At 39.8% G+C, this 14,675-nt stretch carries 17 protein-coding genes; 15 read left to right on the forward strand and 2 right to left on the reverse strand.

The genetic code is table 11. The annotated features are described in order from the left end of the window. Positions 1-68 precede the first annotated feature (68 nt). The 12 genes from ACGEDC_RS19775 to ACGEDC_RS19830 all read left to right on the forward strand — a co-directional run bounded on the left by ACGEDC_RS19775 (position 69) and on the right by ACGEDC_RS19830 (position 10,532). Complete coding sequence (locus ACGEDC_RS19775; RefSeq protein WP_055026005.1) at positions 69-326, forward strand: HPr family phosphocarrier protein; 258 nt, start codon at positions 69-71, stop codon at positions 324-326. 11 nt (positions 327-337) lie between these two features. Beyond that, positions 338-2,032: a phosphoenolpyruvate--protein phosphotransferase gene (ptsP, locus tag ACGEDC_RS19780; protein ID WP_394495288.1), complete on the forward strand. Its 1,695-nt coding sequence runs from the start codon at positions 338-340 to the stop codon at positions 2,030-2,032. 99 nt (positions 2,033-2,131) lie between these two features. Next, positions 2,132-2,641 (forward strand): PTS glucose transporter subunit IIA, encoded by a 510-nt coding sequence (gene crr, locus ACGEDC_RS19785; RefSeq protein WP_065107979.1) that lies wholly within the window; start codon positions 2,132-2,134, stop codon positions 2,639-2,641. Positions 2,642-2,791: 150 nt separating this feature from the next. Next, positions 2,792-3,142, forward strand: coding sequence for an arsenate reductase (locus ACGEDC_RS19790; RefSeq protein WP_394495291.1), 351 nt, complete (start codon positions 2,792-2,794; stop codon positions 3,140-3,142). Next, entirely contained in the window at positions 3,142-4,272 is a 1,131-nt protein-coding gene (gene dapE, locus ACGEDC_RS19795; RefSeq protein ID WP_192022773.1) for a succinyl-diaminopimelate desuccinylase, read from the forward strand. The genes ACGEDC_RS19790 and dapE overlap by 1 nt, the downstream gene beginning before the upstream one ends. Next, complete coding sequence (locus ACGEDC_RS19800; RefSeq protein ID WP_394495293.1) at positions 4,266-4,964, forward strand: M15 family metallopeptidase; 699 nt, start codon at positions 4,266-4,268, stop codon at positions 4,962-4,964. The genes dapE and ACGEDC_RS19800 overlap by 7 nt, the downstream gene beginning before the upstream one ends. A 92-nt stretch (positions 4,965-5,056) precedes the next feature. Then, positions 5,057-5,944 carry an alpha/beta fold hydrolase gene (locus tag ACGEDC_RS19805; protein WP_394495294.1) on the forward strand — a complete coding sequence of 296 codons (888 nt, stop codon included), beginning with the start codon at positions 5,057-5,059 and terminating at the stop codon, positions 5,942-5,944. A 233-nt stretch (positions 5,945-6,177) separates the two neighbouring features. After that, on the forward strand, positions 6,178-6,792 hold the full coding sequence (can, locus tag ACGEDC_RS19810; protein ID WP_055025998.1) for a carbonate dehydratase: 615 nt from the start codon (positions 6,178-6,180) through the stop codon (positions 6,790-6,792). A gap of 356 nt (positions 6,793-7,148) precedes the next feature. Continuing rightward, the gene (kdnA, locus tag ACGEDC_RS19815) at positions 7,149-8,333 is read left to right on the forward strand and encodes an 8-amino-3,8-dideoxy-alpha-D-manno-octulosonate transaminase KdnA (protein WP_055025997.1); all 1,185 of its coding nucleotides are present in this window, start codon (positions 7,149-7,151) and stop codon (positions 8,331-8,333) included. Between the two features lie 94 nt (positions 8,334-8,427). After that, positions 8,428-9,498, forward strand: coding sequence for a 3-deoxy-alpha-D-manno-octulosonate 8-oxidase KdnB (gene kdnB, locus ACGEDC_RS19820; RefSeq protein WP_394495295.1), 1,071 nt, complete (start codon positions 8,428-8,430; stop codon positions 9,496-9,498). A 73-nt stretch (positions 9,499-9,571) separates the two neighbouring features. Then, the gene (gene kdsB, locus ACGEDC_RS19825) at positions 9,572-10,309 is read left to right on the forward strand and encodes an 8-amino-3,8-dideoxy-manno-octulosonate cytidylyltransferase KdsB (RefSeq protein WP_394495296.1); all 738 of its coding nucleotides are present in this window, start codon (positions 9,572-9,574) and stop codon (positions 10,307-10,309) included. Positions 10,310-10,334: 25 nt separating this feature from the next. Further along, positions 10,335-10,532 (forward strand): DUF2897 family protein, encoded by a 198-nt coding sequence (locus tag ACGEDC_RS19830; protein ID WP_065107974.1) that lies wholly within the window; start codon positions 10,335-10,337, stop codon positions 10,530-10,532. Between the two features lie 104 nt (positions 10,533-10,636). Here ACGEDC_RS19830 and ACGEDC_RS19835 read toward each other — a convergent pair whose 3' ends face one another. Both ACGEDC_RS19835 and ACGEDC_RS19840 read right to left on the reverse strand, forming a co-directional pair. Then, positions 10,637-11,722 (reverse strand): AI-2E family transporter, encoded by a 1,086-nt coding sequence (locus ACGEDC_RS19835; RefSeq protein ID WP_055025993.1) that lies wholly within the window; start codon positions 11,720-11,722, stop codon positions 10,637-10,639. Positions 11,723-11,776: 54 nt separating this feature from the next. Continuing rightward, positions 11,777-12,025, reverse strand: coding sequence for a sulfurtransferase TusA family protein (locus tag ACGEDC_RS19840; RefSeq protein ID WP_394495297.1), 249 nt, complete (start codon positions 12,023-12,025; stop codon positions 11,777-11,779). Between the two features lie 128 nt (positions 12,026-12,153). Between ACGEDC_RS19840 and ACGEDC_RS19845 the strand changes: the two genes are divergently transcribed. The 3 genes from ACGEDC_RS19845 to ACGEDC_RS19855 all read left to right on the forward strand — a co-directional run bounded on the left by ACGEDC_RS19845 (position 12,154) and on the right by ACGEDC_RS19855 (position 14,457). After that, entirely contained in the window at positions 12,154-13,623 is a 1,470-nt protein-coding gene (locus tag ACGEDC_RS19845; RefSeq protein WP_055025991.1) for a M48 family metalloprotease, read from the forward strand. Positions 13,624-13,718: 95 nt separating this feature from the next. After that, positions 13,719-14,069 (forward strand): arsenate reductase (glutaredoxin), encoded by a 351-nt coding sequence (arsC, locus tag ACGEDC_RS19850; protein ID WP_055025990.1) that lies wholly within the window; start codon positions 13,719-13,721, stop codon positions 14,067-14,069. A gap of 7 nt (positions 14,070-14,076) precedes the next feature. After that, complete coding sequence (locus ACGEDC_RS19855; RefSeq protein ID WP_394495298.1) at positions 14,077-14,457, forward strand: DUF2069 domain-containing protein; 381 nt, start codon at positions 14,077-14,079, stop codon at positions 14,455-14,457. The last annotated feature ends 218 nt before the right edge of the window (positions 14,458-14,675 follow it).

Below are 14,675 nucleotides of genomic sequence, written 5' to 3' on the forward strand. Positions count from 1 at the left end.
GTCTCTGTCAGCCTAAAAAGCTTTGCGGTATCATGCTTCGCAAGCCCATTATTAAGAGTTACCTGTTGATGTACGAAAAGACTGTTACCATTATTGCCCCTCACGGAATTCACACACGACCTGCTGCATTATTAGTCAAAGCAGCAAAAAACTTTGACTGTGACGTCATTGTCGAATGTAATGGAAAACAAGCAAGCGCCAAAAGTCTATTTAAATTGCAAACTCTTGGCTTATATCAAGGCCAGTCGGTTAAGGTATTTGCTGAAGGAGAACAGGCAGAAAAAGCGGTAGAAACCGTGTCTGAATTGCTAATTACACTCAGTTAACAGGATAGTTTATGGCTTTAACAGGAATCGTAGCGTCACCAGGAATTGCTTTTGGACAAGCAGTTCATATCAATTTGCATCATCAACATGTTGATTACCGATTACTGCCTGTTGCGTCAATTAAAAGTGAATGTGACAAAGCCATTAAAGCCATAGACTTTTTGGCAAAACACCTCAAGCATTGCCAAGTTAACCTTGATACTGAAAGCGACCATTTTCATCTAATTGATGCTGATATCATGCTATTAGAAGATGAAGATTTAGCTGATGAACTCACCCAATATATTACTCGATTTCGTTTCTCTGCCGTTGTCTCCATTGAACGGATTTTTGCGCAACATGCTGAAGAGCTAGCCAAGCTAGAGGATCCTTATCTCGCTAACCGTAGTAATGATGTAATTTGTTTAGGTAAGCGATTAATGTCTGCCGTCAATGGTACGCTTCAATGGGATGTATCAAAACTCACTGATAATAGTATTTTGTTAGCTGAGGATATAACACCTGCAGAATTTGCCACCATTCCGCTTAACAAAATAAAAGGCATTGTGCTCAAAACTGGCGGGCTCACTAGCCACACCGCTATTTTGGCCAAAGCTGCTGGGATACCTGCGTTATTAAGTTGTCAATTCGATGACTATGACATTCAAGATGGTGCCCCGCTAATTTTAGACGCCTTTAGTGGTGAATTGCATGTTAATCCCGTTGCTGAAACACAGCTGCAACTAGAGCAAAAAGCCACCGCAGAAAAAGAACGCCGAGAAGCACTGTTACATTATGTCGATAAACCCAGTGTCACCCGTGACGGCCATCCTGTCTGTTTGCTTGCCAACGTAAGTAGCATGAGTGATTTCACTCAGATAGAGCGCATTGGCGCTGCTGGAGTTGGGTTATTTAGGACTGAGTTTTTACTTATGCAAGTCGACTCAGTTCCAGATGAAAAGCAGCAGTTCAAACAATACTGCGATGCATTACATAGCTTAAATGGCAAGGTCCTTACCATACGTACCTTTGATATCGGAGCGGACAAAGAAATCCCTTGCCTTACTCAACAATATGAAGATAACCCGGCATTAGGCGTACGTGGTATTCGGTATAGCTTACAACACCAACACCTTTTTACGACTCAAATTAAAGCAGTACTTCGCGCAGCGAATCATGGACGTATCCGATTACTATTCCCAATGGTTAATCAAATTGAAGAGTTGGAGTTCGCGCTAGAATTAATTGATTGGTGCAAACAACAGTTAATTGAAGAAGAAAAAGGCTTTGGTGATCTTAATATCGGCATCATGGTTGAAACACCAGCAGCAGTGTTAAATTTACCGCATCTACTGCCACGACTTGATTTTGTTAGTATCGGTAGTAATGACTTAACCCAATATACTCTAGCAGCTGATCGCGGTAATCCTGTACTAGTTAATGATTATCCTCCAGTTTCTCCAGCAATGATAAAGTTCATAAAAATGGCTGTAGACATCTGTAAAATACACCAAACAAAAGTGTGCCTTTGCGGCGAATTAGCCAGCGACACGAAATTAATTAGTTTACTCGTCGGTCTAGGAATTGATGAGCTCAGTGTTAATACTGCCAGCTTATTGGATGTAAAAGCGACCATTTGTAATGGTCAATACCAACAATTTTATCAGCAAGCCCAACAAGCATTAGGGTTTAGCCATATTGAACAACTTAATCAATTATTCAGCTAATTTGACTAATTTACTTGAAAATAATAATTATTGTTTATAAAAAAATCAGACAGCACTAGAATAAAACCATAATAACATTACAAAAAGAGGCTATATCTCATGGGATTTTTAAGCCGTATTCGCCGACTTATATCTGGGCAGCCGACCTTAACTGGCGGCATTGAAATTTTTGCGCCTGTTTCTGGCGACCTAGTAGACATTGAAAAAGTACCCGACGTAGTATTCGCTGAAAAGATTGTCGGTGATGGATTAGCAATTAACCCAACAGGCGAGCTAATTCTAGCCCCTATTGATGGCACCATTGGCAAAATTTTTGAAACTAATCATGCTTTCAGTATTGAGTCCCCTCAGGGGCTCGAATTATTTGTTCATTTTGGTGTCGGCACAGTAGAGCTTAGAGGCAATGGCTTTAAGCGACTCGCTGAAGAAGGACAACAAGTTAAAGTTGGCGATCCAATTTTACAATTCGATTTAGACTACTTAACCGATCAAGTAGAGAGTCTACTTACCCCAGTTGTGCTTGCCAACATGGAAGATATTCAATACTTAGTGAAAGCTCAAGGTCCTGTAACAGCTGGTAAAAGTGTCATTTTTACCGTTGAGCTTTAAATTCGATTTACATTGTAGATATGGGTAATAGCTAAAAACAGGCTTGCTTTAACCCATCATTGAACAGAGCGCAGTGCAATATTCAGCTATAGATGAAAAGCAATAACTGCAGTGCGTAACAATAACTTAATTCAAGGAATACATTACCCCATGAGCAACAGTGTTATTTATGGTATTAAAAACTGCGATACAGTGCGTAAAGCACGTAAATGGCTAGAAGCAGAAAATCAGCCATTCACCTTCCATGACTTTCGCGAAGATGGCATCACAGCTGATATTATCAACCAGTGGTTTGAGTTAAGTGATTGGAAGCTACTGTTTAATAAACGTAGCACAAGTTTTCGAAATTTAACCGATGATCAAAAAGCTGATATTGATCAGAAAAAGGCGCTCGAGCTGATGCTGGAGTTTCCAACGCTAATTAAACGTCCTGTATTAATAACAAATAATAAAATATTAATCGGTTTCAAAGCTGCAGACTATCAAGCGTGGTTTAACTAATGACCCAGGACGTACTTGAGCTCACTAAAGATTTACTCGCACGCCCTTCAGTAACCCCACTTGATGAAGGCTGTCAAACTTTGATGGCTGATAGGTTATCTGCTGTTGGTTTCAACATTGAATCAATGGTATTTGAAGACACCACCAACATGTGGGCAAGAAAAGGCACTAAAAGCCCCGTTTTTTGTTTTGCTGGACACACTGATGTTGTTCCCACAGGCGATTTAAACAAATGGCACACCCCACCATTTGAACCAACTGTCATCGATGATTATGTTCATGGTCGCGGCGCAGCCGATATGAAAGGATCATTAGCAGCTATGGTTATTGCTACAGAACGCTTTGTGGCAAAACACCCAGATCATAATGGCTCCATAGCTTTTTTAATCACCAGCGACGAAGAAGGTCCATTTATTAATGGTACAACTCGTGTCATTGATACCCTTGAAGCTCGTAATGAAAAAATTACTTGGTCACTTGTTGGTGAGCCTTCATCGACTCATAAGTTAGGTGATGTTGTTAAAAACGGTCGTCGTGGTAGTTTAACCGGAAATTTAACGGTGAAAGGGATTCAAGGACACGTTGCCTACCCTCACCTTGCTGATAACCCTATTCATAAAGCCTCACCAGCACTTGCTGAACTCGCGCAAATGCATTGGGATAACGGTAATGAATTTTTCCCACCAACCAGTTTCCAAATAGCAAATATTAACGGTGGTACAGGCGCATCTAATGTTATCCCTGGTGATTTACAGGTAATGTTTAACTTCAGATACTCAACTGAAGTCACAGCCGATGAATTAATCAAACGTGTACTAAACATACTTGATGCCCATGGGCTCGATTATGATATTGATTGGGTATTTAATGGTCTTCCTTTCCTTACTGGCGATGGCCCATTGCTGGACGCAACGAAAGACGCCATTTTTGAAGTCACAGGCTATGCAACCGACCCGCAAACTTCAGGTGGTACGTCAGATGGCCGATTCATCGCCCCCACTGGTGCTCAAGTTATTGAATTAGGCCCGGTAAATGCGACAATTCATAAGGTGAATGAGTGTGTAAAAATCTCAGATCTTGAACTATTGGCCAAATGTTACGAGTCTATTCTGGAAAAGCTCCTTTGCTAACCTCTTCACTCAAAAGTATTGCTCATCCGGCTCTTTATGGGCTGGATGCTGAGCATCTTGTCTCTATTGATCAGTTTCTGCTAACTCAAAAAACAGCTGCAGCTTTTCAGCGGTTACAAAAGCATGCTGCAGATTCAGGTATTAATATTCAAATCTGCTCCGCCTATCGTGATTTTCATAGGCAAATGGCAATTTGGAATGCTAAAGCCAATGGTAAACGAGTACTGCTTGATATTAATAACCAAGCTATTGATAGCAAATGTCTTTCAGAAAATGAACTCATAGATTGTATTTTAACCTGGTCAGCCCTGCCTGGTGCCTCCCGCCATCATTGGGGGACTGATATCGATGTATTTGATGCCAACAATATCCAAAAAGCTGACTTAGCTTTGATTACGGATGAATATACGGGCAATGGACCATGTGCTCAGTTAGCCAGCTGGTTAACGCAACATGCTCATGAGTTTGGTTTCTACCTACCGTATCAGCCTAATAAGAGTGGTGTTAGCCCAGAGCCTTGGCATTTAAGTTATTATCCAGAATCGTCGCAATTTATGTCACATTATCAGGTAGAATCTTTAAGACAGCTCTTGTCTCAATCAGAAATCGCTTTACAATCTGCGCTACTTAAAAGACTAGATGAACTTGTAGAAGAATATGTTTTTTACGTTGCGCAGCCGCCAAATCAATAAACATTGATAATGTTTATTGATTCCAGTAACGATAGCTGCTCATGGCCGTATTCAAATAATCAAACACTATCGCTAAAAACATCGAGAACCACATGACAAAGCCGCTACATTACTTAACTGCCACAATTGATGGCCAATCTATGTATTACTCAGATAGTGATAAACACAATACAGATTCACAACCTATTGTATTCATTCATGGCTTTTTAACAGACAGTAGTATGTGGCAAGCTCAAATCGATGCACTTAAATCACAACATCGGTGTATCGCCATTGATTTATGGTCACATGGTCAATCAGATCCAATGCCTAAGGGAACAACATCACTGGTCACCATCGCTGAGCAATGTTTATCACTGTTATCATCACTTAGCCTTAACCAGTTCAGATTAGTTGCTAACGGTTCAGGTTGTGCAATTGCCGCAGAGATGGCGTTGATATCGCCCACATCGGTTACAAAAATGGTGATGTCGAACGGCTTTATTGGTTTTGAGCCACAAGTTAACTGCATCAAATATCAGCAATGGATTGATCAAATTAGTCAACAACAAAGCTGCTCTAAAGAGATGGCTGACCTTATTACAGAGCAGTATTTCGCTAATCTTGCAATTGAGAGCCATAACAATGAGGTGATTCATTCGGATAATAGCAGTGATGCAAACACGAATAACTCATTAACTCCAGAAAGGTTTTCTCAAGCGCTTCAAAATCTCAGCCCAAATAACATTGCTGAGCTTGTATTGATGGCGCCACTTTTTCTATACAAGCGAGACACACTCGAGTTAGCGGAGCAATTAACTTTGCCTTGCCTCATTTTAGTTGGCGAGCAAAACAAGTTAAGAACAGTTTTAGAAGCTTACTTAATGCAGGATTGCATTACAGGAAGTACCTTAAAACAACTTACTGCAGCAGGCCACTTAGCAAATGTTGAACAGGCTGCCATGTTTAATCAACATTTGATCAATTTTTTCGAAAGCTAACCTAACGGTTAGTCTTGTACGCTGTGCCTCACACTCGTCAATCAATGAAAAATGCGCTTAATAACTCAGCTGTAGTGGCTGAGTTCGCTATTTCTAAATCAGTATTCTCAATCTATTACGAATGGATAGACCAGCATAACAATAAATACTGATATACTCTAAAAATGATATTAATCAGACAGTTTACGAATCTGAATTAGCATACTTTTATTTATTAGGGTCTACCAAACACGATGAAATTACTTAAACCACTTTTTGATAATAACCGCCGCTGGGCCGAACGCATTAACGAAGAAGACCCTGAATTCTTTAAACAGCTAGCACAACAACAGAGCCCTGAATATTTGTGGATCGGTTGTTCTGATAGCCGTGTTCCATCAAATCAAATTATTGACCTAATGCCAGGCGAAGTCTTTGTTCATCGTAATATCGCTAACATGGTCATTCACACCGACTTAAACTGTTTGTCAGTTATTCAATATGCGGTTGAAGTACTAAAAGTCAAACATATCATGGTGGTAGGTCATTACGGTTGTGGTGGTGTTAAAGCATCAATGACTACTGAGCGCTTTGGTTTAATTGATAACTGGTTGGGACATTTAAAAGATATTTATCGTATTCACCGTAGCGATTTAGAGCAGCTTGATGACGAAAAACGATTCGACAGATTGTGCGAATTAAATGTGATGGAACAAGTCGCCAATGTAAGTAGCACCTCAATTGTTCAAGATGCATGGGATCGTGGTCAAGAACTGGCTATTCACGGCTGGATTTACGGCATTAATAATGGATTATTGACTGATTTAGATGTCACGGTATCAAGTGAGCATGCTGACAATAAAGCGTAATAACCAGTAATAATCAATCATAGAGTAAACTTAACGTCCATTTACACATTTACAATAATAGGTATATGGACTTGTTTGCTTTGTATTTAACCCTCTCGTATCGCTAGATACTCAATAAACCCCTTCAAATTTGTCATCTTTAGCTATTATTGAACAACATCAATCTTTAATAACGTCGGTTAAATATTAATCGAAATAGAGAAGGTTTAGCTGTTTATGCATTCTTGAGCAAGTAAACTCACCTACTTCGCTCAGATAAGGTCATATTGTTAATGCATTTAGTTGCCTAACACAGTTATAATCTTCGGGTTTATTTAGCGCGACCTCGCGCACTGCATTTTTAGGAGATAATTTCCATGCCAGGTTTTGAATTATTTGGACCAGAGGAAAAGCAAGAAGTCGCTGACGTGATGGAAAACGGTTTTACCTTTCGCTACAACTTCGATCACATGCGTAACGATCGTTGGAAAACACGTGAAATGGAAGCGCTTCTTTGTGAAAAGATGAACGCAAAACATGCGCATCTTGTTTCTAGTGGTACCGCTGCATTACAAACGGCAATGGCTGCTGCAGGTATTGGCGCAGGCGACGAAGTTATTGTTCCACCGTTTACTTTTGTTGCATCTGTAGAAGCAGTATTTATGGCTGGTGCCGTACCTATTTTCGCTGAAATTGATGAAACACTATGTCTATCACCAGAAGGCATTGAAGCTGCAATTACTCCACGCACTAAAGCAATTAACCTTGTTCATATGTGTGGTTCTATGGCTAAAATGGATGAAATTTTAGCGGTATGTAAAAAACATAACCTAGTGATCCTTGAAGATGCATGTCAAGCTATCGGCGGCAGCTACAAAGGTAAAGCATTAGGCACAATCGGTGATGTTGGTTGTTATTCCTTTGATTCTGTTAAAACCATCACCTGTGGTGAAGGCGGCGCTATCATGACTAACAATGAAACCATCTATAACCATGCGCACATGTTCTCAGATCACGGTCATGACCATGTTGGTAATGATCGCGGCGCTGAAGGCCACCCTATCATGGGACTGAACTTCCGCATCTCAGAAATGAACTCAGCGATGGGTCTGGCACAGCTTCGTAAGCTTGATAAAATTATTGATATCCAGCGTACTAATAAAAAGCTAATCAAAGATGCAATGGCCGAAATCCCTGAAGTCACATTCCGTGAAATCCCAGATCCTGAAGGTGACTCAGCAGGTTTCTTAACCTTCTTAATGCCGACCGAAGAGCGCACAATTGAAATCAACAAGAAGTTAGCAGAAAACGGCGTTGATGGTTGTTTCTATTGGTATGTTAACAACTGGCACTACTTAAACAACTGGAAGCATATTCAAGAGCTTAAATCGCCAGCTGCTTTACCGATCACATTAATTCAAGATCGTCCAGATTACACTAAAGTGGAAACGCCAAAGTCTGATGCAATCATGAGCCGTACTATCTCTATGTTAATCAAGTTATCTTGGACAGAAGAAGAAATTGCTCAACGTATTGAAAACATCAAGCGTGCTTTTGCTTAATTAATCCTACTCTTTCTATTGAGCTAAAGCTTACCAAGCAAGTAATAGCTCAATAGTACTTTTTACAGTACTAATCTCAACGGAGAATGTTGTAATGAGTTTCAAAAATTTTAAGTGTGTGCCAAAAATGATTTTTGGTCGCGGTTCTTTTGCTCAACTTGATGCCGTACTTGCAGAAGAGCGTAAAGAAGCAAACGATTTCGTGGTTTTTTTAGTTGATGATGTGCATCAAGATAAGCCACTTGCAGGCCGTGTCCCTGCAAAGGACCATGATTTATTAATCTACGTGAATGTAGATGATGAGCCGACAACGAAACAAGTTGATGACTTAACCGCACAAGTTCAAGCATATAATTCGAAAGCACCTGTAAGTGTGATTGGTTTAGGTGGTGGTTCAACACTTGATTTAGCTAAAGCTGTGTCACTTATGCTGACCAATGAAGGCGGTAGTGCTGAATACCAAGGTTGGGATTTAATTAAGAACCCTGCTATTCATCATATTGGTATTCCAACTGTATCAGGTACTGGTGCAGAAGCATCACGTACAGCTGTACTTTGTGGTCCAGTACGTAAGTTAGGTTTGAACTCAGATTACACTGTGTTTGACCAAATTATCATGGATTCAGAGTTAATTGCTGGTGTACCAACTGATCAATGGTTCTACACGGGCATGGATTGTTATATCCATTGTGTTGAGTCATTAGAAGGCACTTACTTAAATGAATTTGCTAAAGCATTTGCTGAAAAATCAATGGATTTATGCCGCGAAGTGTTCTTAGACAATCATGAAGAAAAAGATGACAAGCTCATGATGGCTTCATACATGGGTGGCATGAGCATCGCATACAGCCAAGTAGGTGCATGTCATGCGGTATCTTATGGTCTAGGTTACGTGTTGGGTTACCATCACGGTATAGGTAACTGTTTAGCATTTGACGTACTTGAAGAGTTTTACCCTGAAGGCGTTAAAGAGTTCCGTAAAATGATGGAAGTTCACAACATCACTTTACCTAAGAATATCTGTAAAGACTTACCAGATGAAACCATTGCTAAAATGGTTGCTGTAACTAAGAGCATGGGTCCATTATGGGACAATGTTTATGGCGAAGGCTGGGAAGAGAAAGTAACAGACGAAATGCTGACTAAACTTTTCCGTCGTATTTAATAGCCCCCCTCGCTATAATTAAGGGCTCTTTTGAGCCCTTTTGTTTATCGAATAATGATAAGTAGGTTTTTTAATGAAAGTTACCCTTTTAATCCCTGCTAGATATGGTTCTAGCCGTTTTCCTGGCAAACCACTAGCACCTATTAATGGTAAGCCAATGATCCAGCACGTTTTTGAGCGAGCATCATTAGCCAAAGGATTAGATAATATTTACGTTGCGACAGATGACGACCGTATCAAAGAAGCGGTTGAATCATTTGGTGGACAAGTCGTCATGACAAGCCCAGAAGCTGCGTCGGGTACTGACCGTATCAATGATGCCATTAGTCAATTGGGTCTTGATAATGACGATTTAGTCATTAACCTTCAAGGTGATCAACCGCTAATTGATCCTATTTCAATTGAACAAATCATTAGTTTGTTTGAACGTCACCCAGGTGAGTTTGAAATGGCGACATTAGGTTTTGAAATCATTGATAAGCAAGAAAGAGACGACCCACTACACGTGAAGATGGTATTCGACAATGAGTTTAATGCCTTATATTTCTCTCGTTCTTGTATTCCGTTTGGCCGAGATACAGACGACTATCCTGTATACAAGCATTTAGGCGTATATGCTTACACTCGCCGTTTTGTAAATGCTTTTGCAAAGCTTCCTCTAGGTAGATTAGAAGACTTAGAGAAATTAGAGCAACTTCGAGCGCTTGAGTACGGTCACAAGATTAAGGTTGCAATCAGTGCATTTGATTCGCCTGAAGTAGATACGCCTGAAGATATTCGTAAGTGTGAACAACGTTTAGCTGTTGATTAACTGAACATCAAAATTTGAGGCAACTATGGATTTATCTGGATTAGAAGTTTGGATCATTATCATTTTGGTGGTTGGTATTATTGCGAGTAATTTAGCCGTATTGAAATACAGTGCTAAATTTAAAATGCCGCAGTTTGGCGATCCTAAAAAGCCTTCTGACAGCCAAGGAAAATCTAACACTGAGCATTCAGCATCAGATTCAGAGACTCAAAAAGATAAGTAATATTATCTTCACTATCAGTAAAAGTATCCCAAGAAAAAGGTGACATTATGTCACCTTTTTTTATATTCGATTGTTAAGGCCGTTATGAGTGCAAACTCGTTGGCTCAATCGGCCTTGACTATGGGTTCGCTTTCAGCAGGCTGGCTGTCTGGCCAAGCATTAATAACCGCTTTAACTAGCGATGCTAATGGAATCGCAAAAAAGACTCCCCAAACGCCCCATAAGCCTCCAAAAACCAGCACAGCGGCAATAATAAGTACAGGATGTAAATCAACAGCATCTGAGAACAATATAGGTACTAAGACATTACCATCAAGCGCCTGAATAATTCCATAACCAATCATCACATAGCCAAATTCAGGGCTCACACCCCACTGAACAAAAGCGACAAGTGCAATGGGTAAAGTCACTAAAGTGGCGCCAACGTAAGGAATTAACACTGACAATCCTGTTAACACTCCTAAAAGTGCTGAATACCTCAAGCCCATAACGGCAAAAAAGATATAACTCACTGCCCCAACAATAACGATTTCAATCACTTTACCGCGGATATAATTAAAGATTTGCTGATCCATTTCAAACCAGACTTTACGTGCTAAATCGCGGTTATTAGGGAAAAATCGTTTGCTGCTTTTAATCAGTTGTTCTTTGTCTTTTAAAAAGAAGAACACAAGTAAAGGAACTAAAATGACGTACACCATTAACACAAGTAAAGATGCTGAATAGCCCAGAAGTTGCTTACCGATATCCAGCAAGTGCTGAGTATCCAGTAGTTTTTTAAGCTCAATCACCATCGCATCAATTTGTTCAATACTGATGTATTGTGGGTACTTTTCACTCAGTGACACTAAAGATTGCATGCCTGTATCAATCATTACAGGTAAATCAGTGGCTAAAGCGATACCTTGTCGCCATAGACTTGGCACTAAACCAAATGCGATCAGCACCATCAAGCCGATAAATAAAACTAAAATTAACGAGGCCCCAACACTTCGATTAATGCCAAAACGAGAAATTTGAGCCACTGGCCACTCAAGCAAAAACGCTAAAACTAATGCGACCAATAAAGGCGCTAGCAAGCCACCAGCAAAATACAGTAGTAATCCAATTCCGAGTAAGATAAACAAAAGCGTGATAGCTTGTGGGTCGCTGAATCTCGCTTTATACCAATCGCCTAAATAAGAGAGCATGTAAAATACCTAAAAAAATGTCGCACTTTGAATTCACTATTTAATGATATTAAGTTAACTATACACATAATTAAACTTAGAAAGTGTTACCTTTCGTAATGACCATCGATAGCTTTTTTGGGTTATCATCAGTAATCTCAACCTGATGACCAATTTTTTTAAAAATGGCGGAACATCTCGACGTGAACCAGAGTCAGAGATACTAATCCCGAGCAATTCTCCAGGCTGCATTTTTTTTAATGCGAGCTTGATTTGCACTAAAGGATAAGGACAATGATGAGCAGTTAAATCAATAATTTTCATTCTAAACTTGCTTTACATATTCTCTGGCTATTATCCTAGCAAGGAAGATAAACCACAAGCCAAACTGTGTGAGTATTATTGTCATTTTACACACCACCCTATTGAAATAATTATAATAAAGGTTTCATTTGCGCAAATTATCGTTTTCTCAGTTTTCCAAAGGTGTTATCACTACTGCAGTCTCCTTAATACTGACGGCAGGAGTTGCGAAAAGTTTCGCCAATAATGACCTTCCAGATCTTGGCACTGCCGCAGTTAATACCTTCAGCCTTGAAAAAGAAATGATATATGGCGATGCCTACATGCGTGTCATTCGTTCTTCGGCGCCAGTTATTAGTGATCCTGTCTTAAATCAATACCTATCAGAGCTAGGGAATAAGCTAGTTGCGCACGCAACAGGGGTAAAAACCCCTTTCTATTTCTTTTTACTGAGAAATGATGAAATTAACGCGTTCGCTTTTTTTGGTGGTCATGTTGGCGTTCATACAGGGCTATTTTTACATGCCGATACGGAAAGTGAGTTAGCCTCGGTTCTTGCCCATGAAATTACTCACGTAACCCAACGACATTTAGCTCGGTCATTAGAAGCCCAAGACAAAAGCTCAACAGCAACAATTGTTGGTATGTTAGGCGCTATTTTGTTAACAATTGCAGCCCCACAAGCTGGTATGGCAGCACTAGCAACCACGCAAGCATTATCGACTCAAGCTCGAATTAACTTTACTCGATTACATGAGCGTGAAGCAGATAGAATCGGCATGCAAATTTTAGCTGATGCAGGCTTTGATCCTAACGGCGCTTCTGATTTTTTCTCAAAGCTGGCCATTCGATATCGTTTTACGAGTACGCCACCACAAATGTTGCTTACTCACCCATTACCTGAATCTCGGATCACGGATGCTCGAAATCGTGCAGCGCAATATCCGCATCGCTATATTCCAGATCAGCTTAATTACCAACTAGCAAAAGCCAGAATACAAGTAAGATTTTCAAATTACAGCGACCAAGCCGCAATGTCTTTATTTGATGATCAATTGCGTAAAAAGACCTACACATTTAAGAGTGCTGCTGAGTATGGTAAAGCACTGGCTTTATTCAGAGTTAAACGTTTTGACGAAGCAGAGCAGATCATTGATAAATTATTAGAACAAGATAGAAATAACTTGTTCTATATCGATACTAAAACCGATTTATTGGCGCAAAAAGACGATTATGATGAAGCCATTGCAATGCTTAATCATCACCTTAAATTAAAACCAACATCGTCAGTCATTGCTGCCAATTTAGCGAATATTTATGTAGAAGCCGATCAACCTAGAAAAGCAATTCCTTTGTTAGAAGATTTAATTTTCCTCGACAAACAAAATACCTTGCCTTATCAAATCATGACGCAGGCTTATCGTAAATTAGGTAATAAAGCCCTAGAACACTACAGCAATGCAGAAGCCATGGCACTTGCAGCAAATTATGATGGCGCCATAGACCAGCTTAATTATGCTTATCGTCATTCAGAGGGGCAAGCTTTACAGATTGCCAGAATTGAAGCTCGCATTAGGCAATTTAGACAAGCTAAACGCTCATTAGACGCATTAAAATAACCGCTAAATGAATTAGCCACTTCCATTAGAAGTGGCTAACTTTTTGAAAGATTATTTGCTAGACTGTCGCCAAAATATAAATAGAAGTGAAGCCCATGACTACTGTGACTTTGTACCATAACCCTCGCTGTTCAAAAAGCCGTCAAACACTTGCATTACTTGAAGAAAATAATGCCTCTATTCAAATTGTTGAATATTTAAAACAAGCGCCGACGGTTGAAGATATCCAACAAATTCTCTCCTTACTGAATCTTACTCCGCGCGAATTGATGCGAACTAAAGAAACGGAGTATAAAGAACAGAATTTAGCAGACTCAGCGCTCACTGAAGCAGAACTAATTCAAGCGATGGTTGCAACACCAAAACTGATTGAACGTCCTATCGCGCTTGCAAATGGCAAAGCGGCAATAGGTAGACCGCCTGAAAATGTACTAGCGATTTTATAGGATCATCATGAGCACACATTCTTTGTTTCAGCTGTGCCGGCTAGGATATGTTGCATTGCTAATGCTATTAACAGGTTGGTTTATTCAACAAGGTCTTAGTGGCGTATATTCAATGGCGTTTAGCATATTATGGATTGTTCCCCTATTGCTCCCTATTAAAGGGATCCTAACAGGCAAGCCTTATACTTATGCTTGGGCGAGTTTCATTCTCTGCTTATACCTATTACATGGGTTAACTTTAGTCTGGGTCACAGAAGACGCATTATACTTTGCCATTATTGAGTCATTATTAATTAGTGCCCTACTCATAGGCTTTCCGTTTTATGCCCGTAAACGCGGTAGAGAGTTAGGCTTAGGCTTAAAGAAAAAGTCCCAACAAGAAAAATAACATCGTCATAGTTGATTTTTAAAGCGCCTCATGGCGCTTTTTTATTATTTTTATTCCAAGTTTCTCGGTTTATTTTATAAGTGAATATATATTTACACTAAAGTTACCAATGGGTTAACACAATCTTTAGGTAACTTAATTCCCATGCTATAGTGAATTATAATAACTTTGCACTAGCCTTTAGTGCTTAAAAGGTCGTCGAAGTAAGTAGTAATAAG

Origin of the sequence: Shewanella sp. ENK2, assembly GCF_043568515.1 — a bacterium.
Classification (GTDB): Bacteria; Pseudomonadota; Gammaproteobacteria; order Enterobacterales; family Shewanellaceae; genus Shewanella; species Shewanella japonica.

What these genes read in the sequence shown, in the direction of transcription:
- ACGEDC_RS19775 (WP_055026005.1), top strand. Translation starts at nt 69, where the DNA reads ATGTACGAAAAGACTGTTACCATTATTGCCCCTCACGGAATTCACACA.
- ptsP (WP_394495288.1), top strand. Translation starts at nt 338, where the DNA reads ATGGCTTTAACAGGAATCGTAGCGTCACCAGGAATTGCTTTTGGACAA.
- crr (WP_065107979.1), top strand. Translation starts at nt 2,132, where the DNA reads ATGGGATTTTTAAGCCGTATTCGCCGACTTATATCTGGGCAGCCGACC.
- ACGEDC_RS19790 (WP_394495291.1), top strand. Translation starts at nt 2,792, where the DNA reads ATGAGCAACAGTGTTATTTATGGTATTAAAAACTGCGATACAGTGCGT.
- dapE (WP_192022773.1), top strand. Translation starts at nt 3,142, where the DNA reads ATGACCCAGGACGTACTTGAGCTCACTAAAGATTTACTCGCACGCCCT.
- ACGEDC_RS19805 (WP_394495294.1), top strand. Translation starts at nt 5,057, where the DNA reads ATGACAAAGCCGCTACATTACTTAACTGCCACAATTGATGGCCAATCT.
- can (WP_055025998.1), top strand. Translation starts at nt 6,178, where the DNA reads ATGAAATTACTTAAACCACTTTTTGATAATAACCGCCGCTGGGCCGAA.
- kdnA (WP_055025997.1), top strand. Translation starts at nt 7,149, where the DNA reads ATGCCAGGTTTTGAATTATTTGGACCAGAGGAAAAGCAAGAAGTCGCT.
- kdnB (WP_394495295.1), top strand. Translation starts at nt 8,428, where the DNA reads ATGAGTTTCAAAAATTTTAAGTGTGTGCCAAAAATGATTTTTGGTCGC.
- kdsB (WP_394495296.1), top strand. Translation starts at nt 9,572, where the DNA reads ATGAAAGTTACCCTTTTAATCCCTGCTAGATATGGTTCTAGCCGTTTT.
- ACGEDC_RS19830 (WP_065107974.1), top strand. Translation starts at nt 10,335, where the DNA reads ATGGATTTATCTGGATTAGAAGTTTGGATCATTATCATTTTGGTGGTT.
- ACGEDC_RS19835 (WP_055025993.1), bottom strand. Translation starts at nt 11,722, where the DNA reads ATGCTCTCTTATTTAGGCGATTGGTATAAAGCGAGATTCAGCGACCCA.
- ACGEDC_RS19840 (WP_394495297.1), bottom strand. Translation starts at nt 12,025, where the DNA reads ATGAAAATTATTGATTTAACTGCTCATCATTGTCCTTATCCTTTAGTG.
- arsC (WP_055025990.1), top strand. Translation starts at nt 13,719, where the DNA reads ATGACTACTGTGACTTTGTACCATAACCCTCGCTGTTCAAAAAGCCGT.
- ACGEDC_RS19855 (WP_394495298.1), top strand. Translation starts at nt 14,077, where the DNA reads ATGAGCACACATTCTTTGTTTCAGCTGTGCCGGCTAGGATATGTTGCA.